The organism is Pseudomonadaceae bacterium SI-3 (assembly GCA_004010935.1).
Classification (GTDB): Bacteria; Pseudomonadota; Gammaproteobacteria; order Pseudomonadales; family Pseudomonadaceae; genus Stutzerimonas.
This window is the reverse complement of record CP026511.1, coordinates 4,768,757-4,792,441: the sequence shown is the minus strand read 5'-3', so window position 1 is coordinate 4,792,441 and position 23,685 is coordinate 4,768,757. Positions and strand designations below refer to the sequence as shown.

Sequence of the window (23,685 nt, the reverse complement as noted above, 5' to 3'; positions counted from 1 at the left end):
GGACCGTTACTGCTCCTACACTTTTTCTGCGGCTTACCTCCGAATTGAGCAATTCGACGATCAGGCCGAGAATCGCCACGGCGATCAGCACGGCACGCTCGAGGCCGCTGACGTCGAACAGCAAGGCGGCTGGAATCAACGCAGGTTCAGCAGCACCCGCTGGCGGAACGCCGCCTCGCCCCGATAGGCGGCCTTGAGGCCGGCGGCGGAGTAGCCGGCGGCATACCAGATGCGCGCCAGCCCCCCGCTGCGCCCTTTCATAACCGCACCACCAACCGGCACGTCAACGCTTGCCGCGCCATCGCTCATCACGCGGGCCGGCTTAGATGACATCGCAGCGCATCTGGCTGAACGTGCCGTGGGCAGTCAGCAATCGTCGCCAGTCCTGTTCCGGCATGGCCTGGCGATGACGTTTGAGCTGGCGCAGGTCATGCCGTGCAGCGGCACTGCGACGTAGCCGGCGACGGCTCTTTTCCAGATCAAGCAGCGCGACCTCGACACGGGTCGCGTCATCTTCACCCTGAGCCCTGATGAAGATGTGCTTGGGATAGCAGCAGCCATGCTGCCAGCGTGCCTGATGAATGCGCGCCAGGGTGATCCCGACCGCCGCGAGCATGCGCTCCTGTACCGCCGGACCGAAGCGCTCCCCCAAGTCCTGTTGATACCAGTCCTCCAGGCTGATGAAACCCTCCAGTTCCGCCGTCACCAGCAGCGCCTGCCACTGACCGGCTTGCTGCCGGGTCCCGCAGTAGACCAGTTCCGGCACCTGCACGCCGAGCCGGCCGAATGCTTGCAGCGCCTGCAGTTCGCGCAGCACCGTGGGCCGGCCGAAAGGATGCAGCGGCGACCGATACAGGTGGCCAATCTGCCGTTTGCAGTACAGCAGCGGCTGCTGCGGATCGCGCAGGCGTATCCGTTGCACACCGCTTTCGCCGGCGCGGCGCTGGTTGGGTTCCTCAACCCATTCGCCCTGCGTGCTCCACCAACGCTGGAAGGTGCTGGTACGCGCTTCACGGGCAGGCAATACGAGTGGTCGGCTCATGTTCAACCCCGCTTGCGCAGCACGTAGACCCGCCACATGGCGTAGCCCGGGAGGAAGTCATTGCGGTCGAGGATGTCGAAACCGGCCTCGGCGAATTCCGCCTCGATCACCGAGCGCGCGACAACGAAGCGGTTCTGGTTTTCCTTCGCCGGCCGGCGACGCTCCAGGCGCTTGCGCTTCCAGGCCTTGTAGTTGCCATCGACCCACAGCGAGACGATCAGCGTATCGCGGGTGACGCGGTGGAACTCACGCAGCATCGCCAGCCGATGCGCCGGGTCGGCGATGTGGTGCAGCAGGCGCATGCAGAAGATGCTGTCCACTGCGTTGTCGCCCATGTCGATGGCGAAGGCTGAGGTCTGAAAGGTCTCCACCCGCTTGAGCACTTCCAACGAATGCGCCGATTCGGCGATCGCCAGCATGTCGGCGGAGTTGTCGGCGGCGAAGATCATCCGGCTCGGATGCTCGGCCAGCAACGGCCAGAAACGCCCGGCGCCGCACGGCAGATCGAGCACCAGATCGGGCTCGCCGGCGAGCTTCAGTGCGCGGCGCGCCATCTGCTCGTCACGCCAGTGCGACAGCCGTCGGGCCAGGCCATCCTGATGCTTGTGCAGGTATTCGTAGGCGTGCTGGCGGTCGTACTTGCGCGAGAACTCCAGTTCGATGGGGCTCGATGTGGTCATGGCGGGCATTCCGGTTGGAAACGGAACGCCAAACTAACCAGACAGACATCAAGGGCCCGTCAACGGGATGTGAAAAAAACGTCAAACCACGCCGTCATGAAAGCGCACCTGAAAGCAGCTGCCCTGCGGTTGCCGCGGCACCACGCCTACCTGCCAGCCCTGATGGGCGCAGATCCGCTTGACCAGCGACAGTCCCAGCCCCAGCCCTTCGCCGCGCCCCTCGGCGCCGCGCACGAATGGCTGGAACATGCGCTCCTGCTCCGCCAAGGGGATGCCCACGCCGCTGTCCTCGACGCGAAAGCCACCTTCGTCGAGGACCAGCCGCACCGTGCCCCGGTCGGTGTAATGCAGTGCGTTGCGAAGCAGGTTGGAAATCACCGTGCCGAGCAGGGTGTGGTTGTAGACGCCCGGGTTCTCGCCCTGCTCCCGCAGCTCGAAGGCCAGGCCTTTTTCCGCCAGCAGTGGTGCCCAGCGCTCGCTCTGTTCGGTCGCGACGCTCCGCAAGCTGGCGTTGCCGGCCAAGGACGTCTGTTGCGGACGTGCCCGCGCCAGCATCAGGAAGGTTTCTACCAGCTCGTGCATTTCCCGCGCGGCGCGCTGGATGCGCGCCAGCGGTCGCTGCGCGGCTGGCGCCAGTGCGGCCTGCTGTTCGAGCAGCTCGCAGGCGCCGAGTACCACCATCAGAGGGGTGCGCAGTTCGTGGCTGACATCGGCGGTGAACAGCCGCTCGCGCTCCAGGGTCTGGCGCAGCTGGCCGAGCGTGCTGTCGAACGCCGCGGCCAGGTGGCCGACCTCGTCGTCGGGATATTGCAAGGCCAGCGGCGGCGCCAGCGGGTGCAGCTGGTCGCGGTGGCGCACCTGATTGGCCAAGCGACTGACCGGCGCCAACACCCGGTTGGCCATCAGCCGCCCCAGTGCCCAGGCACCGAGCACGCTGAGCAGAAAGCCGGCCAGCACGACGTTGAACAGCGCATCCTCGCGGGCCTCGAACTCGTGCTGTTCCTGCACCAGCACGTAGCGGTCAGCGCCGACGTTGCGCACATAGACGTAGTAGGCGTCATCACCGCGAACCAGCTCGGTGAACCCCTCGCCGAGCCCGGCAAATGCCTTTGGCATCGGGTGCTCGGGCAGATGCGAGGCGAAGAAACGGGTGCTGGTATCCAGCTGCGGAGTCCGGCCGTTTGGCAGGTCCTCGTTGAGCACGATGTCCAGGTCGCGACTCAGCTCCTCGGTGACCAGCTGCTCTTCGATGAAGTGCACCACGCCGACGATGCCGAGGGCGAACGTACCACTCACCATCAGCGTCATCAGCGTGAAGGCGATGACGATCCGCCGCGCCAGCGGCTGCTTAGCGAGCATTGCAGTCCTCCGCCAGGCGAAAGCCGAGGCCGTGCACGGTATGCAGCAGCGGCTTGGCAAAGGGCTTGTCGAGCACCTGGCGCAGCTGGTGGATATGGCTGCGCAGAGCGTCACTGTCCGGCAGGTGGTCACCCCAGACGGCTTCCTCCAGCGCTTCGCGCCGCACCACCGCCGGGCTGCGCTGCATAAGGATCGCCAGCAGCTTGTGGCCGATAGGGTTGAGCCGAATCGGCTGGCCGCCACGGGTGGCTTCCAGGGTATCCAGGTCGTAGCAGAGATCGGCCACCTGCAGCTGACGGCGACGCGATCCCTGGCAGCGACGCAGGATCGCCTCGATGCGGGCAACTAGCTCGGACAGCGCGAAGGGCTTGATCAGATAGTCGTCGGCACCGGTCTGCAGCCCCTTGATGCGGTCAGGCAGGGCATCGCGGGCGGTGAGCATGATGATCGGCGTGTCGCGCCCGGCATCGTCGCGCAAACGCTTGCACACCTGCAGGCCGTCGATGCCCGGCAGCATCAGGTCCAGCACGATCAGGTCGTAGTCCTGCGTGGCGGCAAGGTGCAGGCCGCTGAGGCCATCCTGCGCGCAGTCGACCACGTAACCCTTGAGCTCGAGGTAATCCAGCACGTTGGCGAGAATGTCACGGTTGTCTTCGATGACCAGGATGCGCATCGCTGGGGTACTCGCTAGAAGTTTCGGAACGGCAGACGCTGCTTATTACGCCTGCGCGCGGCGCAGAACATAGCCGAGACGATGTGAAAAAAACGTCGCCTCGCCAGCCCCGCATTTAGCGCCGTGCGGCTTAAGGCTGCCTTAAGTTTGCCGCCCAACAATCGCCCCAGGCTTCTAACCGAGGTTCCCCGATGGAACTGCCCTGGGTTGATCAAACTGACGTACTGGCGTGTATCGGCCGTGAGCCGGCGCTTACCCTGCAACTGGCGCAGGCCGATGCAGGCGAGCGGCGCGCAGCACTGGAACGCTTCATCCACCAACGGTTCGCCGAGCACTATCAGGCACGGGTTCGGCACTTCATGCCCTGCCTGCTGGGCCTGCATGACCAGAACGGCGAGGTGCAGGGGGCGGTCGGTCTGCGCAGCGCCCAGCGTCGGCCGCTGTTTCTCGAGCGTTATCTTGACGAACCCATCGAGCAGGCCGTGAGCCAGCGCCATGGGCATACGGTGCCGCGCGAGGAGATCGTCGAGGTCGGCAACCTGGCTGCGTTCGGCAACGCCTCGGCGCGCCTGCTGATCGTCGCGCTGACCGACCTGCTGGTCGCCCAGGGTTTTCGATGGGTGGTGTTCACCGGCACGCCGGCCTTGCTCAACAGCTTTCAGCGCCTCGCGCTCGATCCGCTGCCACTGGGTCTGGCCGATCCGGCGCGCATGGGCGATGAGCTGGCCGACTGGGGCAGCTACTACGCCAGCCGCCCGCAGCTGATGGCCGGCGAGATCCTGCCCGGCCACCAGCGCCTGCTGCAACTCGGCATCTACGCCCGACTCGGCTACCAGCCGCTGTTCGATGCCACGGAGGTGCCCCATGCAGCCTGCAGCTGAACGCTTCTGGGCGACGCTCGACCAGCACGCCGGCATCGCGCTGAGCGAAGGGCCACGTCAGCTGAGCTATGCCGAATTGCGCCACGAGGTCGCGGCGCGCGCCGCCCAGCTGCAACGGCTCGGCGTGCAGCGCGTCGCCTTGGCGCTGGACAATGGTCTGGAGTGGGCGCTGTGGGATCTGGCCCTGCTGCGCGCCGGTCTGGTCTGCGTGCCGCTGCCGGGATTCTTTTCCCCGGCGCAGCAGGAGCATGTGCTGAACCATGCCGGCATCGACTGCCTGATCGGCGCAGTCAGCTCTTTCAGCGAGCGCTGCGGCTTTCGTCCGACCGCCGGCGACCTGTTACAGCGCCAACCGGATACCGTCACGCCGGTGCCCGACGGCACCCTGAAGATCACCTATACCTCCGGCACCACTGGCCAGCCCAAGGGCGTCTGCATGGATGCCGAAGCGCAGCTGGCGGTGGCCGAGAGCCTGCGGCAGGCCAGCCTGCCGTGCGACGTGCGACAGCACCTGTGCGTGCTGCCGCTGGCGACGCTGCTGGAGAACATCGCCGGGCTCTATGCGCCGCTGCTGGCGGGTGCGCGGGTCGAACTGCGGCCGCTGGCCGAGATCGGCTTCAGCGGTGCGGCGGGCTTCGAGCTGCAACGTTTGCGGGCCACGCTGCAGGCCAGCCAGCCGCACAGCCTGATCCTTCTGCCGCAGCTATTGCTGGCGCTGGTCAGCGCCGCTGAGCAAGGCGTGCCATTACCCGCATCGCTGCGCTTTATCGCTGTGGGTGGCGGTCGCGTGGCACCGCAGCTGCTGGAGCGCGCCGAGCGCCTCGGGCTGCCGCTGTTCGAGGGCTACGGCTTGTCCGAATGCGCCTCGGTGGTCTGCCTGAACACACCCGAGGCGCGGCGCATCGGCACGGTCGGCCGGCCGCTGCCACACGTCGAGCTGCGCTTGGCCGACGATGGCGAGGTACTGGTGCGCGGCCCGCACATGCTCGGTTACCTCGGCGAACCGCCACTGACCGGCGAGTGGCTGGCCACCGGCGACCTAGGCCATTTCGAGGATGGCTTCCTGATCCTGCACGGGCGCAAGAAGCATCAGTTCGTTACCGCGTACGGACGCAACGTCAATCCCGAGTGGGTGGAGGCCGAGCTGGTACAGCAGGCGTCCATCGCCCAGGCCTGGCTGCATGGGGAGGCGCTGGCGCAGAACGTCGCCGTGCTCGTACCTCGCCGCCCCGAGCTGAGCGATGCCGAGCTGCAGGCGGCGGTCGAGCGGGTCAATGCCGGCCTGCCGGACTACGCCCGTGTACACCACTGGCTGCGCGCCGCCGAAGCCTTTTGCCCCGACAACGGCCTGGCCACTGCCAACGGCCGCCTGCGCCGCAACGCCCTGTTCAGTCACTACCAACCGACCATTCACGCCCTTCTTTTCCCTGACTTCGAGGTACGCGGCATGGACTTTTTCGACCAACTGCAACACCAGACCAGCGATGCACGCGAATACCTGCTCCGCACACCGATCATCCACGCCGCGCTCGCCGGCACTTCGACCCGCGCGCAGTACATCGCCTTCCTGAGTCAGGCCTACCACCACGTCAAGCACACCGTGCCGCTGTTGATGGCCTGCGGCGCACGCCTGCCGGAGCGCCTGGAATGGCTGCGCGAGGCGATCGCCGAATACATCGAGGAAGAAATCGGCCATCAGGAATGGATCCTCAACGACATCCGCGCCTGTGGCGGCGATGCCGAGGCGGTGCGCCATGGCCTGCCGGCACTGCCCACTGAGCTGATGGTCGCCTACGTCTACGACCGCATCGCGCGGCACAACCCGGCGAGTTTCTTCGGCATGGTCAACGTGCTGGAAGGCACCAGCATCGCGCTGGCGACCCAGGCCGCCGGCGTGCTGCAGGACAAACTTCAGCTGCCGGCCAAGGCGTTCAGCTACCTGACATCCCATGGCAGCCTGGACCTGGAGCACATCGAGTTCTTCAAGAAGCTGATGAACCGCCTCAACGACGAGGACGACAAGGCCGCCGTGGTGCACACCGCGCGCGTCGTCTACCGCCTCTACGGCGACATCTTCCGCAGCCTGAGCGCACCGGAGCACGACCATGCAACTGCGTGACGCGCGAATCCTGCTGACCGGTGCCAGCGGCGGCATCGGCCAGGTGCTGGTCGAGCGGCTCTGCGCGAACGGCGCACGGCTGTTACTGGTGGGACGCGACAGTCTTGCTCTGGAAGCGCTGACGCGCCGCTATCCGGGGCAGGTCAGCCTGGTCTGCGCCGACCTCACCCAGCGCAGTAGCCGGCATACGGTGCTCGATGCCGCGCGGCGTTTCGGCGGCCTCAACTGCGTGATCAATGCCGCCGGGATCAACCAGTTCAGCCTGCTCGAACAGCAGGACGAGGACGCCATCGCCCGACTGATCAGCGTCAACGTCACCGCCACGCTGCAGCTGACCCATCTGCTGCTACCGCTGCTGCGCCAGCAACCGCGGGCGCTGCTGGTCAACCTCGGATCGACCTTCGGCTCCATCGGTTACCCGGGCTTCACCGCCTACTGCGCGAGCAAGTTCGCCCTGCGCGGCTTCTCCGAAGCGCTGCGGCGCGAATTGGCCGACAGCCAGATTAAGGTGCTCTACATCGCGCCGCGCGCCACCCGCACGGCGATGAACAGCGCCGACGTGGTGGCGATGAACAACGAGCTGAAGGTAGAGATGGACGATCCGCAAGAAGTCGCACGGCAGATCGTCCATGCCATCGCCACCGAGCGAGAGGAGCTCTACCTCGGCTGGCCGGAAAAGCTCTTCGTGCGCCTTAACGGCCTCTTGCCGCGCCTGGTCGACCAGGCGCTGCGCAAGCAGTTGCCGGTGATCAAGCGCTTCGCCCGTGCCGACCAGCCGCGGCCGCCCGCACCCCAGCCCAACTCAACCGGAGAACACCCATGAAGCGTCTGCTTACTCTTTGCAGCGTCCTGCTGGCGCTGGCCAGCCAACCCTCCTTCGCTCTCAGCCCGGCCGGCGAATCGTCGCTGCGCCAGATCCAGACGCGCTGGGCGGAGATCAACTACCAGCTGCCGGCGGCACAGCGCCAGGCGGCCTTCGCCCGTCTTGCCTCGGAGGCCGAAAGCGCGGTCGTCGGCGAACCGCAGGCCGCCGAGTTACACATCTGGCACGGCATCGTGCTCAGCACCTGGGCTGGTGCCAAGGGCGGGCTCGGCGCGCTGGGCCTGGTCAAGCAGGCCAAAACGGAACTGGAAAAAGCCATCGAGCTCGACGCGCAGGCACTCGACGGCTCGGCCTATACCAGTCTGGCCAGCCTCTACTACCAGGTGCCCGGCTGGCCGATCGGCTTCGGTGACGAGGACAAGGCCGAGGCGCTGTTCCAGCAGGCACTGGCGCTGAATCCGAACGGCATCGACCCGAACTATTTCCACGGTGACTTTCTGCTGCGCCAGAAGCGCTATGGCGAAGCGCGCACGGCGCTGGAAAAAGCGCTCGCCGCGCCGGCACGCCCCGGCCGCGAACTCGCCGACACCGGCCGCCGCGAGGAAGCCCAGGCGCTGCTCGCGCAGGTCAAGGAAAAGCTGGAATAACCGGTTGCGGCGGCGTTGAATGCACAACAACGCCGCGAGCACCAAAGACGACAGGAACGACATGCGCATTCTGCTGGTGGAAGACGATCGCGCCCTCGGCGAGGGCATCCGCACCGCACTCAAACCCGAGGGCTACACGGTCGACTGGCTGCAGGACGGCGCCAGCGCGCTGCATGCGCTGAGCCACGAGAGCTTCGAGCTGGCCATCCTCGACCTCGGTCTGCCGCGTATGGACGGTCTGGAAGTACTCAAGCGCCTGCGCGCCTGCGCCAACCCGATCCCGGTGCTGGTACTGACCGCGCGCGATGCCACCAGCGATCGCATCGCCGGGCTGGATGCCGGCGCCGACGACTACCTGGTCAAGCCGTTCGACGTCGCCGAACTCAAGGCCCGCCTGCGCGCTCTGCTCCGGCGCAGCTTCAATCGCCCTGAGCCGGTACTGGAGTACCGCGACATCCTGCTCGATCCGGTCAACCAGCAGGTCAGTTATCAGGGCACGCCGATCAACCTGCCGCGCAAGGAGTTCGTCCTGTTGCACGAGCTGATCGCCCAGCCCGGCCGCGTGCTGACTCGCGATCGCTTGCAGCAGGTGCTCTACGGCTGGGACGAAGAAGTCGAGAGCAACGCGCTGGAAGTGCATATCCATCACCTGCGCAAGAAGTTTTTTCCCGAGCTGATCCGCACCGTGCGCGGGGTCGGCTATCTGGTGGACAAATGCTGAGGCGCTCTATCCGCAACCGCACCCTGGTGCTGGTGCTTGGCATTCTGCTGCTGTCGCTGAGCCTGATCTCCTGGCGCAGTTATCGCGATGCCCGCCACGAGATCGAAGAGCTGTTCGATGCTCAGCTGGCGCAGAGTGCGCGACTGGTGCAGGGGCTGGTGATGCGCGAAATGAATCCTCAGGCCCACGATGCGCTACAGCAGGCGCTGAACGCTGCGGTGAATGCGCGGCGCGACCAAGGCGTGCCGGGGCACGATTACGAAACCAAGCTCGGTTTCCAGGTCTACACCGCGGATGGCAGCAACCTGTTGCAGTCCGCAGGCGCGCCGAACGGCGCGCTGAAGCAATTGGCCGGCGCAGACTCCACCTCACACTTCAGCCGCGTGAGCGTCGGCTATCACGACGTGCAACTCGACGGCCATGCCTGGCGCCTGTTCCTGCTACATGACCGCGAGGACGATCTGTGGATTCTGCTCAGCGAGCGCGACGACGTACGCGGCGAACTGGTCGGCAAGATCGCCCGGCGCAGCCTGCTGCCCGACCTTATCGGCCTGCCGCTACTGGCGCTGCTGATCTGGCTGGCGGTGGGCTGGGGTCTGCGCCCGCTGGCACACATGGCGCAACTGCTGAAGAGTCGCGATCCGGACAATCTAGCGCCGCTGCTGCTGGCACCGCTGCCGCAGGAGTTGGAGCCGGTGGCCGCCTCGCTCAATCGTTTGCTGCAACAGGTCAACCAACTGGTCGACCGGGAAAAACGCTTCATCGCCGACGGCGCCCACGAGCTGCGCACCCCGCTGGCCGTACTGCGCATCCATGCGCAGAACGCATTACAGGCCGAGCAGCCGGAAGACCGTGAGGCTGCCTTGCAACAGCTGCTGACCGGCGTCGATCGCACCACGCGTGTGGTCACCCAACTGCTCACCCTTGCCCGCCTGGAACCCAATGCGCAGCCGCTGCATCCACAGCAGCTGGACCTGCTGCCGCTGTGCCGCGAATGCCTCGCCGAGCTGACGCCGCTGGCGCTGGCGCGCGATCAGGAATTGACGCTGGAGGCTGACGACGTGGCCGATCACAGCCTCCCCGGCGATGCCGCCGCGCTCGCCACGTTGCTGCAGAATCTGGTCGGCAATGCCCTGCAGTACACGCCCGACGGAGGGCAGATTCAGGTCAGCCTCCAGACCATGGAAAACGGCGTCAGCCTGCGCGTAGATGACAGCGGTCCGGGCGTGCCGGCAGCGCAGCGCGACAAACTGTTCGAGCGCTTCTATCGTCAGGGCGACGGCCAGGGCGCGGGGCTCGGCCTGGCCATCGTCGCGCGCATCGCCGAACTGCACGGCGCGACCATCGAACTGGCGGACTCACCGCTCGGCGGGCTGCAGGTCGCCGTGCACCTGCCCCGCCAGCCACACCACTAGCCCAGACCGACCAGCGGCGAGCTGCCGCGACCGCCCGCCGCAGGCGCAACGGGCATTCGCTAAGGTTCGCTTAAGGCTGGCGCCCTAGACTGCCGACATTCCCCTACTCGGAGTGTGTGAAATGACTGCATCGAACCCTCTGGCACGCTACGGTCGCCTGAGCATTGCCCTGCACTGGCTGATGCTGCTGTTGATCGCAGCGGTCTACGCGACCATCGAACTCAAGGGCAATTTCGCCAAGGGCAGTGAACCGCGCGAACTGCTCAAGCACTGGCATTTCATGCTCGGGCTGACGGTGTTCGCGCTGGTCTGGCTGCGTCTGATTGCCCGCTGGCTGCATCCCGCGCCCGAGGCGGTCGCCGGGGCCGGCTGGGAACGCGCGCTGGCCAAGCTGATGCATCTGGCGCTGTACGGACTGATGATTGGCCTGCCGCTGCTCGGCTGGCTGACCCTGAGCGCGGCGGACAAGCCGATTCCCTTCTTCGGCCTTGAGCTGCCGGCGCTGATCGGCGCCAACAAGGAGCTGGCCGGCGAGTTCAAGGAGCTGCATGAAACGCTGGCGGTGGCCGGCTACTGGCTGATCGGCCTGCACGCGGCGGCGGCCTTGTTCCACCAATACGTGCGCCGCGACGGCACCCTGTTGCGCATGCTGCCGCAGCGCCACCAGGCCTGACGCGCAAACACGACAACGCCCGGTCGACTCACCATCGACCGGGCGTTTTCATGGGTCAGCCGAGCAGTTCGCTGAACGGCAGATACTCTACCGTCTCGCCTTGCCATGCGTGCGGTTGCGCTTGTTAGATGCCATTGCAAGGTTCGCGCCGTCATTGCGTGGTGCTTATTGCGGATTTTCTCGGCCGAGCAGTCCATCAGACGCGGGTCCTGCGTCGTTGCTGTTCATAACGGGCGATACGCTCTAGGTGTCTTGGTCCGACAATGTGCGGCCTTTACCCAACCGCATGTTTCATTGATGAACGCCTCGGCCTGCAACACTCAATTGAACGAATCCGCCCCGCAGAGTGGTCGGAAGCCATAATCGTCATCTATCCCCATCCTTTTCCCTTTAGGCCCATGACAATAGCTGAGCAGGCAAAGCAATCGAGGGAAAAGCCACCTCTCTGTAATGGCGCGGATCGGCAGCTTCTGGCCGCTAGCCGCCGTTTTGGAGCGAAAGCAGTCAACCACAATCAGACATTGTTTGGATTGCTATGACGAGGCGCCATCAGCTCGTTGCTGGAGTTTCAAGCAAATGTTTTCCTCTCCCGCCTCAACTGACAGCTCATCACCCAAACTCCGTCTGAGTGCTTAAGTAGCTCTGATGGAAGCTCAACGATGACGTCTCCGCTGCCATCCCCTGGGTCTTGGCATACAACTCGCCAGCTTTCAGATGTAGTAGTCATAGATTCGCCCTGAACGCAGTAGGCACAGATCCGCTTGGTACGGTGGGGCAGCATTTGGCCGGTTAGCGACGGCCTGGCTTCGACCGTCGCTATGCATGGTCAAACCTCGGTCTGTTCCGCCATCTCTAGGGCATCATCGACCTCAATCCCCAGATATCGAACGGTGCTCTCCAGCTTCGTATGGCCGAGCAACAGTTGAACTGCCCGCAGGTTCTTCGTCCTGCGATAGATCAGCGATGCCTTCGTACGTCTTATTGTGTGAATGCCATACAGGGCTGGATCAGGGCCAATGGCTTTCACCCAACCTTTGACGATACGAGCGTATTGACGAGTGGATAGATGGTCTGAGATATGCAGCCGGCTCGGAAAAAGGCAATCCTCGCTGCGGGGCTGGGCATGATGTATGGCGATGTGCCGTTCCCTAAGATCAAATGGATTTTCCAGAATCTCAACAAAGCCGAGGTCCTGCTGACCTTCAATGTCGATTTTTTGGTTACGTATCTAGCCGACCGCCAAGCGAACCGGAAAGCCATTGCAAATATCGGCTTGGATCAGCATGTGCCATGGGACATGCTTAAACAGCTGAAGGCGCATCAGCCACGGAGCTGGCAATACCTGATCCAGCGCTATCTGTCCGAGGGGATCAAGCAGGAAAGCGGTGCCCAGTACATGACCGTCTTCTTCATTCGTCCGGCCGGCAGCAACCCGATGGCCTATTGGTTTATCCATCTGGCGAACAACTACCGCGCTAACGATGTGATGAAGAAGATCCACTGGAAATACGGCAACAACTTTTCCCATATGCTGTCGCCTTCCAGCTTTTTCAGCTACGACGCCAATCGGGATATCGCCGTGACAGGTCAGCACGATTTGCTGTTGGATGAGCATTATTTCGACGATGCTACCAATGACCGCATCCGAGGAGAACTTTCGGAGCTCTTGCCCAAACAGGTCTACGAGGTAGAACGGCAACCTTTTTTGGGCCTGATGAGCGGATTGACCAACTACACCATGGCTGACGAGCTTCGCGTAAAGCAGGCACTCGACATTGCTGTCGCGACCGGTGATCTGCTGGCGGTCGACAAGAACGGCAAAACAAGGCGTCGAAAAGGCACAAGCATCAAGTCGACAGATATCCTGATAGCGCCCCCGCAAAGACCCATCTTCTTCGTGCCACCTCTGAAGAAATCCAGTTCAGAAAACTGAGAGGGGCGGCATCGCTCTTCGGGTGGGCGGTTCGCCTCCAACGGTAGAGGTACCGGCATGATACAAGCAGTAGTTTTCGATGTGTTTGGCACGCTTCTCCAGATAGGTGAGCGCCGCCATCCTTTCCGCCAACTGATGCAGAACCTGCGGCTTCAGGGCAAAACACCAAGGCCGGATGACGCACGGACTCTGATGACTCGAAATCTGGGCTTGGCTGGAGCTGCCGATTATTTCGGTGCGCAGTTGAGCAACTCTGAGTTAGCTAGCCTTGAAAGCGACCTTTTCACCGAGCTGGCCAGCGTTCGCCTTTTCGATGATGCGTTGGAGTCGCTAAATCAGCTAAAGGACGCCGGCCTGAATCTCGCGTTGTGCTCCAATCTCGCAGCCCCATATGCGATTCCGGCCAAACTGTTACTGCCGTCGTTCGATGTTTACGGATGGAGCTTTGAGGTTGGGACAATAAAGCCTGAGCCCGCAATCTATCGTCAGATGATCGAACAGCTTGGCTGCGAAGCCTCCGCTATCGCAATGATCGGTGACACGTTGCAAGCCGATATGCTTGGTCCAATTGGGCAAGGCATGCGGGGCTACCACCTACAGCGTGAAGGAAAAGCCGATCAGTGCGGCTTCGTCTCGCTGATGGACTTTGCAGCCCACGTTCTGCAATACCCACCATCCGCCAACGGCTAAAGCGGCGTCGCCAGTTTTAGCTGACGCCGCTAGACCCGGATGGCTTACAGGCATGAAGACACCCTTTTTCTGTAACGGGAGCTCCTTCAACCCTTGAGCGCCAGAATACGCCGAGCGCCGTTGAGAACGATGAATCCCACGACGGTACCGATAATCAGGTCTGGGTAGTTGGACCCAGTCCAAGCGACGAGCGCTCCGGCGACTATGACGCCCATGTTGATGACCACATCATTGGCGGAGAATATCCAGCTCGCTTTCATGTGAGCACCACCTTCCCGGTGTTTGGAAATCAGCAGCAAACAACCCGTGTTGGCGAGCAATGCCAGGAACGCGACGGCCATCATTATCAGCGACTCGGGCTCGCTGCCGAATATAAAGCGTCTGATCACCTCTACGAGCACGCCGAGGGCCAAAATCAGCTGGAGCACACCAGCAAGGTGTGCAGCACGCACCTGCAGATTGACGCTGCGCCCAACCGCATAAAGGGCCAGGCCGTACACTGCCGCGTCAGCGAACATGTCGAGCGAATCGGCAATCAGACCCGCGGACCTGGCAATCAGGCCAGCAGTCATCTCTACCACGAACATGAAGGCGTTGATGCCTAACAGTAAACGTAGGGAGCGGGATTCCTGTGTAGAGTTCGCCGGATTCTCGGCGGCTTTGATCATCTCAGGGTCTGCCGCGACAGTTTTCTGAAGAGTGGCGCCTAGCCCTAACGTCGCCAGCTTTTTGGTTATGGGCTCAACGGCACTGTCATGCATGACATCTAACCGACGGTCCGACAGATCAAAAGTCAGCTTCCGAACTCCGTCCAAACCATTCAGCGCCAAGCGGATCATTCGCTCTTCTGATGGACAATCCATCTTGGGCACGGCGTAAACACTGACCCATTGCCCCGTCGTATCGGAAGGGTTTTGCATATCGGCATCAGCGGCTGGTGTCGCATCGCAGCCGCAGGGACCATCGGACTTGCTCATGATACGGCTCCACTTGAAATCGAAGATGGGATCATTAAAAGCCTTATAGCTACTATAAGGTCAATAACGCAGAGCCGATGAGGATTCACACGATGCGCATTGGTCAGTTAGCAAGGCTAATAGGGATTGATACACAGACGATCCGCTTCTATGAGCAGCAGGGCTTGTTGCCACCGCCTGATCGCCAGGCGAACGGCTATCGTGTCTACACCGAGAAGCATGGCGAGCGGCTAGCTTTCATCCGGCGCTGCCGAATCTTGAATCTGTCACTTCCAGAGATTCACGCACTCCAAAGCTACCAGGATGACCCTCGCCAGCCTTGTACGGCCGTCAATGCCTTACTCGATGATCACATTTCTCAAGTCAGATCCCAGATAACCGCTCTGCAATCACTCGAACGACAACTCGTTTCACTGCGGGCTAATTGCAACGATGGGCGGGAAGTTGAGGCTTGCGGCATTCTCGCCGGAATTAGCGAGGACGCATGCATTAAATGAACGGCGTTGGGGCTTGCGGGCCTGGTTACCCGGCCAACGCGCATGCCCTCGAAATGGTTGTTTGTCCCTGTGGTTTTTGCCCCTTCGTAGTGATGGCTGTCTCCGTGCGGTATCACTTTGAGTCAGGCCTGCCGAGGAAACGTGAGTTCAAACGTGGTCCGACCGTCTTTGCTGGCGACGGCCACGTGGCCTTTGTGGAGGTTCATCACTGAGCGGACAATCGCTAGCCCCAATCCTGCCCCGCGAGGTTGTATGCCGTTAACGCGGTAAAAGCGGTCGAACAGATGTGGGAGATGATCCGATTCGATAGTCGCGCCATGATTGGTGACAGCCAGCGAGACGATGTCTACGTCCTCCTCAAGGATCTTAAGTTCGACCGTACTGCCAGTATTTGAATGCCGCAGCGCGTTGGATAGCAGGTTGGAAATGGCCCGCTGGACCATAAGTCGATTTCCCAAAATCATGGCATCGCCCGTTACTGTCGTAGCGACTCCCGCTTCTTCGGCAAGGACTTCGAAGTATTCACATACGCGCCTCGCCTCGCTTCCTAAAGATAATTGTTCGAGCTTCAGTGCTGGGCTGGCGTGGCTGGCCTGGGCGAGAAACAGCATGTCTGACACGATTCGATCCATGCGTTCGAGTTCTTCAACCGACGACTCGATCACCTCCCGATAATGCTCCTTGCTTCGCTCACGCACCAAAGTCACCTGCGCCTTGCCTATCAGGTTGTTCAGCGGAGTTTTTAACTCATGAGCCACATCGTCCGAGAATTGTGACAGTTGCTGAACGCCGTCATCGAGTCGATGAAGCATTACGTTGAGGCTGTGCGCCAATGCCTGGAGCTCTTGCGGAAGCCGATCGGTGCGGATTCGAGGTGATAGATCCTGTGTAGATACCTTAGTCGCCAAGGCCCGGAACTTGCGAAGCGGCCGCAAGCCATTTTGGGCGATTAGCCATCCAGCCAATCCGATCAATATCAGTAGCATCGGCACGGTCACTAAGGCCGAGCGCAGGAATGCAGCCACCAGCCGTTGATCGGCACTGCGATCTTGCGAAAGTAAAAGCGTCATTGGAGCCAGTCCCGGGACTTGGATTTGCTTGCGCCCGGTTAGCATCTGCACGCCATCTTTCGTTGTCCAGCCAAGATAGTCGCCGTCCCTGCTCACGAGATCCAGCTGCTGCGGCGCATTGGCGAATCGGCCGATACTGAAAATGGGTGATTTCGCTGTATCGCCGATGACCGTAATCGAAAGGTTGTCATGGCCGAGTACGGTATCGCTCAATGCGTGTTGCCAGGAGCGGCCCATACGGGCTTTGGTGTCTTCGAGGAGTCCATGATCGATCTGAGAGAGCTTGGCCGTCACTTCCTCCTGGGCGCGCAGTTCCAGTTGGCGCACCAGTACCCAGTAGCTCAGTGCAATCAGCAGCGCGACCAAAGCGGCGCCGGTCAGTGTGATTTGAAGCGCGAGACGCGATGCGAGGCTGAGTGGCTTCAAGGCCGCGCCTCCAGCACGTAGCCCACACCCCGGATGGTGTGTATCAGGCGATCGCCGAAGGGTTCGTCCACTTTCATCCGCAGGCGACGAATCGCAACATCCACCACATTGGTATCGCAGTCGAAATTGATGTCCCACACCATGGCAGTTATTTCCGTACGCGTGAGGACTTCGCCAGTCCGGCGCATGAGCAGATGCAATAACGCAAATTCTTTGCTGGTGAGGTCGATACGCTGACCGCTCCGGTAAGCCCTATGCCGGGCCGGGTCCAGTTCGAGGTCGGCTACACGCAGGTTGCTCGGAAGTGTGACTGCCTCGCCTCGCCGCAACAGTGTCCGGATACGGGCAAGCAGCTCGGGGAACTGGAACGGCTTGACCAGATAGTCGTCGGCGCCCGATTCCAAGCCGCGGACTTTTTGCTCTAAGCGGCCATTGGCAGTCAGCATGATGACGCGTGTCTGCTTACGCCGCCTGATGAGTTCGAGAACCTCCCACCCATCCATGGTTGGCAGATTCACATCTAGCAGCACGATGTCATAGTCGTTCTGCAGTGCCAGGTGAAACCCATCGAGGCCATCACTTACGCAATCGACCAAGTAACCACATTCGATAAGACCCTGCTGCAAGTATTCCGCAGCTTTGATCTCGTCTTCGACAACCAGGATGCGCATGTTTTGAGGTAACTCGGCAAGGAGGTGCGCGGTAAGCGGAACCAAAAAAATCCATGTAGTAACTAGGTCAAGACGAAAGCGGCTTGGCTCTAGCGTGAAAGGCAGAGGCGAAAAGATCTGCCCAGGGAAGCGGGAAGCACTTTAACGCGGTAAAAGCCCTGTGAGGGCTATCTTGCGAATTTGTAATCTACCGGTCATTTGGTTGACCCGCAGCGCGAGCGGGTGCACCAAACGAAAAAAGGCGCCCTGATGGGCGCCTGAAACACATCTTCAAACCAAGGGAGCAAAACTAAAGAAGATGTGGTGTTGCTCATGGTGTTTCACAAGATCGAGAGAGGGTACTCGGCGATGAATCGGACCTCATCGAGGTCGGACTCGAAAGCAGTCGCCCGCGTGGTAGCCTGGCGCACCCGCAGAGACAAATCCTTGAGAGAGCCAGTCTGTACAACGTAGCGGGCTTCGACGTCGCGTTCCCAGCGGTTCTGTCCCGTCAGCGGCGCACCGTTATCGTCTTGGCGCATGTACACCTCGTTCGCGTTGCTGTAATCGGCGCCCCAACCGCGGGCGTAGCGGGTCATGAAAGTAAGCCCGGGTATGCCGTACTCCGCCATGTTCAGGTCGTAGCGCAGCATCCAGGACTGCTCTTTAGGTGAGTTGAAATCACTGTACTGAATGGAGTTGTTCAGGTAGATCGAGTCCGCCTGGCGCAAGTAGTCAAAGTCGTTGTTACCGTTGTTTCGCTGATACGACGCCGTGACAGTGTGCGCGCCGAAGGCGACACCCAGGCTGGAGCTCCAGATGTTGTTGTTGAACTCGCCCAGCAACTCACGGCCTTCGTCGGTTGCCTTGTAATAGTTGAAGCTGGCCAGCAGCGCGACGATATCGGAGAGCGGATAGGTGGCCGACGCACCGAAGTAATGCTGGTTCCAGGCATCTTTGAGGCGGCTGGTGTACAGGCTAAGACTGATATTTTCATTCACGCTGTAGTCACCGCCTGCGTAGCCGAGCCAAGGCGCGTCTACGCCCCCGCCGTAGAAGGTGACGAAGTCTTCGTTCATGTTACTGGTGTTGGGCTGGCTCATCGCGTGCAAGCGGCCTCCCTGAAGGGTGAGGTCGTCCAGCGAGTTGTTCACAACGGTGACACCCTTGAAAGACTCCGGCAGCAGCCGAGAGTCGCCGAAGTGCACGACAGGTGTAGTGGGAAATACATCGCCGGCCTTGATCTCGGTGTCCAGCAAGCGTGCTTTCACCGCGCCCCCCACCCGTGTGAAGTCATCCTCAGGATCGCCAGCGCTGTCGTGGGGAAGCAGGTCGATGCTGCCGCCCACACCGGAGCGCCCCGAACCGGAGTCGAGCTTGAGGCCGAGCATGGCGAAAGCGTCGAAGCCAATCCCTACCGAGCCTTGGGTATATCCGGACTCGAAGAAGGCCATCAATCCGTGGGCCCATTCCTCGGAGTAGCCATTGCCGGCGGCACTCTCACCGTCGCGAAAATCCCGATTGAAATAGAAGTTGCGATTTATCAGCGATAGCGTGCTGCCTTCGATGAAGCCCTCGGCTGTTTCCGATTGGGCAAAGACCGGGGCGCTGCCCAATGCCAGTGAAAGGGCTGTCAGCGAAAAAACGGCCTTTTTGCTCATGATGATGCTCCTTATGTACGGCAGGTCAGTGCTCGAATGACGCCTTTCGCCTTTTTGTTTTTAGCGCTTGGCCATGTTCTTCCCCTAGAGATGACGGCAGGATTAGCGGCAAATGACTATTTTGTAATCTGAGGAAGCCCAATCGCGCACTCCTTCGATTACAGATTTGTAATGTTGCGGTCACCAGGTCGTTATCCACACTTATTTAAAGTCACCACCCCATAGCCATCAGCTATCTCGCCGGCTTGGCAAGGCTGATAAAAACGCTTTCGTGTATTTGTCTACTAAATTCAGGGCGAATCACTATGTAGTGGTCTACTAAACCCGGACACCTATTTAGGGCGAGAATGCTCGCCATAGAAAGAGGTGTCTAAATGAGCAAACAACGTCGTACGTTCACGCCCGAATTCAAGCGAGAGGCTGCCTGCTTGGTGCTCGACCAGGGCTACAGCCATATCGAAGCGGCTCGCTCGCTTGGGCTCGTTGAGTCGGCTCTGCGCCGATGGGTTAGTCAGCTCCAAGAAGAGCGAAACGGCATTACCCCGACCAGCAAAGCGCTGACGCCCGAGCAGCAAAAGATTCAGGAGCTGGAAGCCCGGATCAATCGCCTGGAACGGGAAAAATCGATCCTAAAAAAGGCCACCGCGCTCTTGATGGCCGAGGAGCACGAGCGTTCGCGTTGATTGATCAGTTCCGGTCTGAAGAGCCGATTGATCTGTTGTGCTCGGTGTTTGAAGTCCCCCGTTCCTGCTATTACGCGCACTGCCGCAAGCGCCGATCTCCTGACGTTGAGCGGCTGCTTTTGCGAAGCCGCGTGAACGAGCTTTTTACCCAAAGCCGCAGTGCGGCGGGAAGCCGAAGCATCATGTTCATGATGCGCGAAGACGGGATCGAGATTGGACGGTTCAAGGTACGTAAACTGATGAGCGATATGAAACTAATCAGCAAGCAGCCCGGTTCGCACGCTTATAAAAAGGCGACGGTCGAGCGGCCGGATATCCCGAACATACTGGATCGGGAGTTCACCGTATCCGCACCGAATGAAGTCTGGTGCGGTGACATCACGTATGTGTGGGCTCAAGGTCGTTGGCACTATGTGGCGGCTGTGCTCGATCTCTTTTCCCGCCGCGTAGTGGGCTGGGCGTTTTCATCGAAGCCCGATGCCGACCTGGTCATCAAGGCCTTGGATGTGGCCTACGAGCAGCGTGGCCGCCCACAGAACGTGCTGTTTCACAGCGATCAGGGCAGCCAATATGGAAGTCGCAGTTTCCGCCAGCGCCTGTGGCGTTACCGGTTCAAACAGAGCATGAGTCGGCGCGGAAACTGCCATGACAATGCGCCAATGGAGCGGTTGTTCCGGAGCTTGAAAACGGAATGGGTGCCGAGCGTGGGCTACATGAGCCCTGCGCTGGCACAGCAAGATATCGGTCGGTATCTGATGCAACGCTACAACTGGCAACGGCCACATCAATTCAATGGCGGGCTACCGCCCGCCGTCGCTGAGGAAAAACTTAACGCAGTGTCCGGGATTAGTTGACCACTACACTATCGCAGTAGAGGCGCATGTGTTTCGCGTCTTGGCGGGGGTAGTTCTTATGATTGGATTCGACATCTAAACCAGGAAGTCATCGTTTTGCCTTGGATGAGAAAAATAGTTTTGCTGATGTTGCTAGCCTTGTTCCCATTGCAATCATCATGGGCAGTTGTTAGCACGAGCTGCAGTCATGAGGATGGTTCGGCAGCAAATCATCTTGGACATCACGAACATCCGCACGAGTCTCTGGGTACTGACGAGGAAGGATCGTCAAAAGCCGCAAAAAAAATCAGTCTGGATGGAGACTGTGTCTTTCATGGCGACCATATCAAGCCGCTTATAACGAAAGGGATCTGTCCTGGTTCGGTATTATCAATGAGCTTGAAACCGTTTCCTTCTGCTAGCTACGCATCGGCTGAAGCGGGGCGTCCTGAGAAACCTAATTGGCGCATCGGTGCAAAACCGGTGGGACGCCAAAGTAACCAGTAAGCGCCATTTATCTGTATCTGACGTCTCACCGAACCTTCCCTTTTTTTAGGAGATTTCGGTGCGAAAAGCTCTTTTCTCGCTGGGGTTGACGACGTTGTCGTGCAATCTCGCCTTTGCGCAACCCTTAGAGTTGCCGACCTTCACACAGACCTTACCTGTCGGTGTGTCAAATACATTCCCCGTTGAGTCTGTCGAATCCATAAGCTTTCTACGCGCCTTGGAACTCGCTAGCTCTGCAAGCCCTGAACTGGCTGTTGCAAGACGTGAGCTGGCTGCTTCTCGCGCATTAATTAGCCAAGCCGGAGCACGTCCGAATCCAATATTGTCCGCTAGCCAGGAGGGAATCCGGGGCGATGCCCCGGAGACCACGCTTGAACTGAGCCAAGAAATAGAGCTGGGTGGTAAACGTTCGGCTCGTATTGAGGCGGCGCAACGAGCCTTGGACGTAGCAGCTGCTGACCTACAGGACGCCCAAGCTCGACTGAGGGGGGCAGTGATGGGCGCGTACTACGATGTGCTTACTGCTCAAGAACGGCTGGACCTCGCTCAGGCTGCTTCAAAGCTTGCGAAGCAAGCAGTGAACGTGGCCAATCGACGTGTGAGGGCCGGCATGGTTTCTCCCGTAGAGGAAACCCGGGCGCGGGTTGCGGCTACTGGAGTGCAAGTAGAGCTTGCCCAGGCCACAGCTGAACTCGAAGCTGCGCGCACTCGGCTGGCGGCCAACTGGGGAAATCCACAGCCACGCTTTGAGCGAGTAAAAGAGCCGGCAGAGGCAGTGCCTCCTCTTCCCGAGCTAGCTGAGCTTTATAGCCGTTTGAACGATTCCGCCCAACTAACCCGCGCGCGTCGGGAGGCTGAAAGACGTCGGGCTGCGTTAAAGCTGGAAAGGACGAATCGCTTTTCTAACGTGACGGTTAGCGTAGGTGCCCAACGCTCAGATGAATATAACGGCACGCTGGGATTGGTGAGTATCTCGATGCCCCTGCCGTTGTTTGATCGAAACCAAGGCAACATCGGAGCAGCGCAGGAACGGGCCTACCAGGCGCAGGACGAGCTCAACGCCGTCCATATACGCCTGAAAAGCGAACTTTCCCAAGCGCACATGCGGCTGCGCACTGCTCGCCAGCAGTTTGAACTGTTGCGCAACGATATGCTCCCCAGTGCCCAAAGCGCTTATGAAGCTGCCAGCAAGGGGTTCGAACTTGGAAAATTCACGTTCCTTGACGTACTGGATGCTCAACGCACGCTTTTCCAAGCCCGATCTCAGTACCTGTCTGCGCTATCACAAGCTAACCAGGCGGCGGCAGAAATCTCGCGAATTGTCGGAGATGGGTCGGCCGTTATCACCTCGGCCACTCAGCCATAGGAATCCATATGAAAAGTAAATCGAATACATCTTCCTTGGCTGGTCACAAGAAGCAGATTTTTTGGATCGTCGTCATATTAAGCGTGGCACTTATGCTTGGCGGATTGCTTCTTCGCAGTAGTCCAGCTGTGCCCGATGCGGGCGACGCACATAGCGAGCATGGTGACGAATCGGAGCATGAGGATGAAGGGCATTCGGATGAGGATGCAGAAGCCGAAGGAGATCATGGCCATGATGAAGGAGGCGCCGATAGCGATCACGAGGTCGGTGCGGCAGAGAAAGATGAGCATGAAGATGAGCCCGAGGGAGCGGAGCATACTGAAACAGCAGAGGTAGAACTCTCAGAGACACAAATCCTAGCCGCCGGCATCTCACTGGCAACTGCTCAGCCCGCAAAGATAAAAAGCGCAATTGAGCTGCCTGGCGAAATTACATTCAACCAAGACCGCACAGCGCAAGTTGTGCCTCGTCTCTCAGGTGTCGTTGAAGCGGTCAAAGTCGATTTGGGCGAACAGGTGAAACAGGGGCAAGTACTTGCTGTGATCGCGAGTACAGACCTGTCGGAACGTAGAAGCGAGTTCTACGCGGCGCAAAAACGTCTTGCATTGGCTCAAAAAACCTATCGACGCGAAAAGGAGCTATGGGAAGAGCGTATTTCTGCGGAACAGGATTATTTACAGGCACAACAGGCTTTACGGGAAGCAGAGCTGACTGTTGCGAATGCAAACGCACAGCTACAAGCGCTTGGCAGTGATGCTGGCAAGCCAGACGCATTGAGCCGCTACGAACTCAGGGCGCCGTTCGATGGGATGATCGTTGAGAAGGACATCACGCTCGGTGAGTCAGTCAATACCGATGACCAGATATTCATCATTTCCGATCTCTCCACCGTGTGGGCAGATATCAGCGTTCCTGCCAATGCACTCAGCGCGGTACGAGTAGGCAGCAATGCCGTTATCGAGGCCACAGCATTCGAGTCCAGTGCCAATGGAACCGTTTCTTATGTCGGCTCACTTGTTGGTCAGCAAAGCCGCGCCGCTACCGCCCGGGTCACACTTCCCAACCCTGAAGGGGTTTGGCGCCCCGGCCTGTTCGTCAAAGTGCAGGTAGGCGCTGGCGAAGCATCCGTGCCAGTCGCAGTAAGTCCTGATGCGATCCACACATTGGAAGAAAAGCCGGTGGTGTTTGTACGGACCGACCATGGCTTTGCTGCTCAGCCAATCGTGAGTGGCCGCAGCGATAGTGACGCGGTCGAAATCAAGGAAGGCCTCCAGCCCGGAGCGCGCTATGCCTTGGATAACAGCTTCATCATCAAGTCCGAGCTTGGCAAAGCCAGCGCCTCGCATGCTCACTGATACG

At 60.4% G+C, this 23,685-nt stretch carries 22 protein-coding genes and 2 pseudogenes; 13 read left to right on the top strand and 11 right to left on the bottom strand.

Features of this window, described 5'->3' with window-relative positions; all coding sequences use genetic code 11:
* Positions 1–34 precede the first annotated feature (34 nt).
* From C1896_22220 to C1896_22200, 5 genes and pseudogenes are all read right to left on the bottom strand, one after another.
* Positions 35–309: pseudogene (locus tag C1896_22220) on the bottom strand (diacylglycerol kinase).
* 13 nt (positions 310–322) lie between these two features.
* The gene (locus tag C1896_22215; GenBank protein ID AZZ47415.1) at positions 323–1,042 is read right to left on the bottom strand and encodes an InaA protein; all 720 of its coding nucleotides are present in this window, start codon (positions 1,040–1,042) and stop codon (positions 323–325) included.
* Positions 1,043–1,044: 2 nt separating this feature from the next.
* Positions 1,045–1,722, bottom strand: coding sequence for a class I SAM-dependent methyltransferase (locus C1896_22210; GenBank protein ID AZZ47414.1), 678 nt, complete (start codon positions 1,720–1,722; stop codon positions 1,045–1,047).
* A gap of 81 nt (positions 1,723–1,803) precedes the next feature.
* Positions 1,804–3,081 carry a sensor histidine kinase gene (locus tag C1896_22205; protein AZZ47413.1) on the bottom strand — a complete coding sequence of 426 codons (1,278 nt, stop codon included), beginning with the start codon at positions 3,079–3,081 and terminating at the stop codon, positions 1,804–1,806.
* The gene (locus C1896_22200; protein ID AZZ47412.1) at positions 3,071–3,754 is read right to left on the bottom strand and encodes a DNA-binding response regulator; all 684 of its coding nucleotides are present in this window, start codon (positions 3,752–3,754) and stop codon (positions 3,071–3,073) included. The genes C1896_22205 and C1896_22200 overlap by 11 nt, the downstream gene beginning before the upstream one ends.
* Positions 3,755–3,945: 191 nt before the next feature.
* Between C1896_22200 and C1896_22195 the strand changes: the two genes are divergently transcribed.
* The 7 genes from C1896_22195 (at position 3,946) to C1896_22165 (ending at position 11,033) form a co-directional block, all read left to right on the top strand.
* Positions 3,946–4,635, top strand: a complete 690-nt coding sequence (locus tag C1896_22195) for a thermostable hemolysin (protein AZZ47411.1) — start codon at positions 3,946–3,948, stop codon at positions 4,633–4,635.
* A complete protein-coding gene (locus tag C1896_22190; GenBank protein AZZ47410.1) occupies positions 4,619–6,754 on the top strand; it encodes an AMP-dependent synthetase in 2,136 nt (711 codons plus the stop codon). Before C1896_22195 ends, C1896_22190 begins: the two co-directional genes overlap by 17 nt.
* Entirely contained in the window at positions 6,741–7,577 is an 837-nt protein-coding gene (locus tag C1896_22185) for a short chain dehydrogenase (GenBank protein ID AZZ47409.1), read from the top strand. The genes C1896_22190 and C1896_22185 overlap by 14 nt, the downstream gene beginning before the upstream one ends.
* The gene (locus tag C1896_22180; GenBank protein AZZ47408.1) at positions 7,574–8,224 is read left to right on the top strand and encodes a tetratricopeptide repeat protein; all 651 of its coding nucleotides are present in this window, start codon (positions 7,574–7,576) and stop codon (positions 8,222–8,224) included. The genes C1896_22185 and C1896_22180 overlap by 4 nt, the downstream gene beginning before the upstream one ends.
* 61 nt (positions 8,225–8,285) lie before the next feature.
* Positions 8,286–8,945: a DNA-binding response regulator gene (locus tag C1896_22175; protein ID AZZ47776.1), complete on the top strand. Its 660-nt coding sequence runs from the start codon at positions 8,286–8,288 to the stop codon at positions 8,943–8,945.
* Complete coding sequence (locus C1896_22170; protein AZZ47407.1) at positions 8,939–10,360, top strand: two-component sensor histidine kinase; 1,422 nt, start codon at positions 8,939–8,941, stop codon at positions 10,358–10,360. The genes C1896_22175 and C1896_22170 overlap by 7 nt, the downstream gene beginning before the upstream one ends.
* Before the next feature lie 121 nt (positions 10,361–10,481).
* Positions 10,482–11,033, top strand: a complete 552-nt coding sequence (locus C1896_22165; GenBank protein ID AZZ47406.1) for a cytochrome b — start codon at positions 10,482–10,484, stop codon at positions 11,031–11,033.
* A gap of 533 nt (positions 11,034–11,566) precedes the next feature.
* Here the strand turns inward: C1896_22165 and C1896_22160 are convergent.
* Together C1896_22160 and C1896_22155 are read right to left on the bottom strand one after the other, a co-directional pair.
* Positions 11,567–11,760, bottom strand: a pseudogene (locus tag C1896_22160) (hypothetical protein).
* Between the two features lie 99 nt (positions 11,761–11,859).
* Positions 11,860–12,165 (bottom strand): integrase, encoded by a 306-nt coding sequence (locus tag C1896_22155; GenBank protein ID AZZ47405.1) that lies wholly within the window; start codon positions 12,163–12,165, stop codon positions 11,860–11,862.
* On the opposite strand from C1896_22155, the gene C1896_22150 reads away from it, so the two are divergent.
* Together C1896_22150 and C1896_22145 are read left to right on the top strand one after the other, a co-directional pair.
* Complete coding sequence (locus C1896_22150) at positions 12,112–12,966, top strand: hypothetical protein (protein AZZ47404.1); 855 nt, start codon at positions 12,112–12,114, stop codon at positions 12,964–12,966. The genes C1896_22155 and C1896_22150 overlap by 54 nt on opposite strands.
* Positions 12,967–13,023: 57 nt before the next feature.
* Positions 13,024–13,656 (top strand): HAD family hydrolase, encoded by a 633-nt coding sequence (locus C1896_22145; protein AZZ47403.1) that lies wholly within the window; start codon positions 13,024–13,026, stop codon positions 13,654–13,656.
* 86 nt (positions 13,657–13,742) lie between these two features.
* Here C1896_22145 and C1896_22140 read toward each other — a convergent pair whose 3' ends face one another.
* Positions 13,743–14,633, bottom strand: a complete 891-nt coding sequence (locus C1896_22140; protein ID AZZ47402.1) for a sodium:proton antiporter — start codon at positions 14,631–14,633, stop codon at positions 13,743–13,745.
* Positions 14,634–14,725: 92 nt separating this feature from the next.
* Here C1896_22140 and cadR point away from each other — a divergent pair, with 92 nt between their 5' ends.
* Complete coding sequence (cadR, locus tag C1896_22135) at positions 14,726–15,130, top strand: Cd(II)/Pb(II)-responsive transcriptional regulator (protein AZZ47401.1); 405 nt, start codon at positions 14,726–14,728, stop codon at positions 15,128–15,130.
* A 122-nt stretch (positions 15,131–15,252) separates the two neighbouring features.
* Here the strand turns inward: cadR and C1896_22130 are convergent, their stop codons facing one another.
* The 3 genes from C1896_22130 to C1896_22120 form a co-directional block, all read right to left on the bottom strand.
* Complete coding sequence (locus C1896_22130) at positions 15,253–16,626, bottom strand: HAMP domain-containing protein (protein AZZ47400.1); 1,374 nt, start codon at positions 16,624–16,626, stop codon at positions 15,253–15,255.
* The gene (locus tag C1896_22125) at positions 16,623–17,297 is read right to left on the bottom strand and encodes a DNA-binding response regulator (GenBank protein ID AZZ47399.1); all 675 of its coding nucleotides are present in this window, start codon (positions 17,295–17,297) and stop codon (positions 16,623–16,625) included. Before C1896_22125 ends, C1896_22130 begins: the two co-directional genes overlap by 4 nt.
* A gap of 320 nt (positions 17,298–17,617) precedes the next feature.
* Positions 17,618–18,937 carry an outer membrane porin, OprD family gene (locus C1896_22120; GenBank protein ID AZZ47398.1) on the bottom strand — a complete coding sequence of 440 codons (1,320 nt, stop codon included), beginning with the start codon at positions 18,935–18,937 and terminating at the stop codon, positions 17,618–17,620.
* Between the two features lie 374 nt (positions 18,938–19,311).
* Between C1896_22120 and C1896_22115 the strand changes: the two genes are divergently transcribed.
* The 3 genes from C1896_22115 (at position 19,312) to C1896_22105 (ending at position 23,681) form a co-directional block, all read left to right on the top strand.
* A protein-coding gene (locus C1896_22115) for an IS3 family transposase (GenBank protein ID AZZ47397.1) occupies positions 19,312–20,474 on the top strand; the annotation gives its coding sequence in 2 pieces (ribosomal slippage) (positions 19,312–19,567 and positions 19,567–20,474; 1,164 coding nt in all).
* 544 nt (positions 20,475–21,018) lie between these two features.
* Complete coding sequence (locus C1896_22110; protein AZZ47396.1) at positions 21,019–22,326, top strand: TolC family protein; 1,308 nt, start codon at positions 21,019–21,021, stop codon at positions 22,324–22,326.
* Between the two features lie 8 nt (positions 22,327–22,334).
* Complete coding sequence (locus C1896_22105) at positions 22,335–23,681, top strand: efflux RND transporter periplasmic adaptor subunit (protein ID AZZ47395.1); 1,347 nt, start codon at positions 22,335–22,337, stop codon at positions 23,679–23,681.
* Positions 23,682–23,685 lie beyond the last annotated feature (4 nt).

Excerpts from the sequence above, each read along its gene's own strand:
- C1896_22180 (AZZ47408.1), top strand. The coding sequence starts at position 7,574 with ATGAAGCGTCTGCTTACTCTTTGCAGCGTCCTGCTGGCGCTGGCCAGC.
- C1896_22190 (AZZ47410.1), top strand. The coding sequence starts at position 4,619 with ATGCAGCCTGCAGCTGAACGCTTCTGGGCGACGCTCGACCAGCACGCC.
- C1896_22150 (AZZ47404.1), top strand. The coding sequence starts at position 12,112 with ATGCAGCCGGCTCGGAAAAAGGCAATCCTCGCTGCGGGGCTGGGCATG.
- C1896_22105 (AZZ47395.1), top strand. The coding sequence starts at position 22,335 with ATGAAAAGTAAATCGAATACATCTTCCTTGGCTGGTCACAAGAAGCAG.
- C1896_22140 (AZZ47402.1), bottom strand. The coding sequence starts at position 14,633 with ATGAGCAAGTCCGATGGTCCCTGCGGCTGCGATGCGACACCAGCCGCT.
- cadR (AZZ47401.1), top strand. The coding sequence starts at position 14,726 with ATGCGCATTGGTCAGTTAGCAAGGCTAATAGGGATTGATACACAGACG.
- C1896_22165 (AZZ47406.1), top strand. The coding sequence starts at position 10,482 with ATGACTGCATCGAACCCTCTGGCACGCTACGGTCGCCTGAGCATTGCC.
- C1896_22205 (AZZ47413.1), bottom strand. The coding sequence starts at position 3,081 with ATGCTCGCTAAGCAGCCGCTGGCGCGGCGGATCGTCATCGCCTTCACG.
- C1896_22215 (AZZ47415.1), bottom strand. The coding sequence starts at position 1,042 with ATGAGCCGACCACTCGTATTGCCTGCCCGTGAAGCGCGTACCAGCACC.
- C1896_22145 (AZZ47403.1), top strand. The coding sequence starts at position 13,024 with ATGATACAAGCAGTAGTTTTCGATGTGTTTGGCACGCTTCTCCAGATA.
- C1896_22125 (AZZ47399.1), bottom strand. The coding sequence starts at position 17,297 with ATGCGCATCCTGGTTGTCGAAGACGAGATCAAAGCTGCGGAATACTTG.
- C1896_22185 (AZZ47409.1), top strand. The coding sequence starts at position 6,741 with ATGCAACTGCGTGACGCGCGAATCCTGCTGACCGGTGCCAGCGGCGGC.
- C1896_22200 (AZZ47412.1), bottom strand. The coding sequence starts at position 3,754 with ATGCGCATCCTGGTCATCGAAGACAACCGTGACATTCTCGCCAACGTG.
- C1896_22210 (AZZ47414.1), bottom strand. The coding sequence starts at position 1,722 with ATGACCACATCGAGCCCCATCGAACTGGAGTTCTCGCGCAAGTACGAC.
- C1896_22195 (AZZ47411.1), top strand. The coding sequence starts at position 3,946 with ATGGAACTGCCCTGGGTTGATCAAACTGACGTACTGGCGTGTATCGGC.
- C1896_22120 (AZZ47398.1), bottom strand. The coding sequence starts at position 18,937 with ATGAGCAAAAAGGCCGTTTTTTCGCTGACAGCCCTTTCACTGGCATTG.
- C1896_22175 (AZZ47776.1), top strand. The coding sequence starts at position 8,286 with ATGCGCATTCTGCTGGTGGAAGACGATCGCGCCCTCGGCGAGGGCATC.
- C1896_22170 (AZZ47407.1), top strand. The coding sequence starts at position 8,939 with ATGCTGAGGCGCTCTATCCGCAACCGCACCCTGGTGCTGGTGCTTGGC.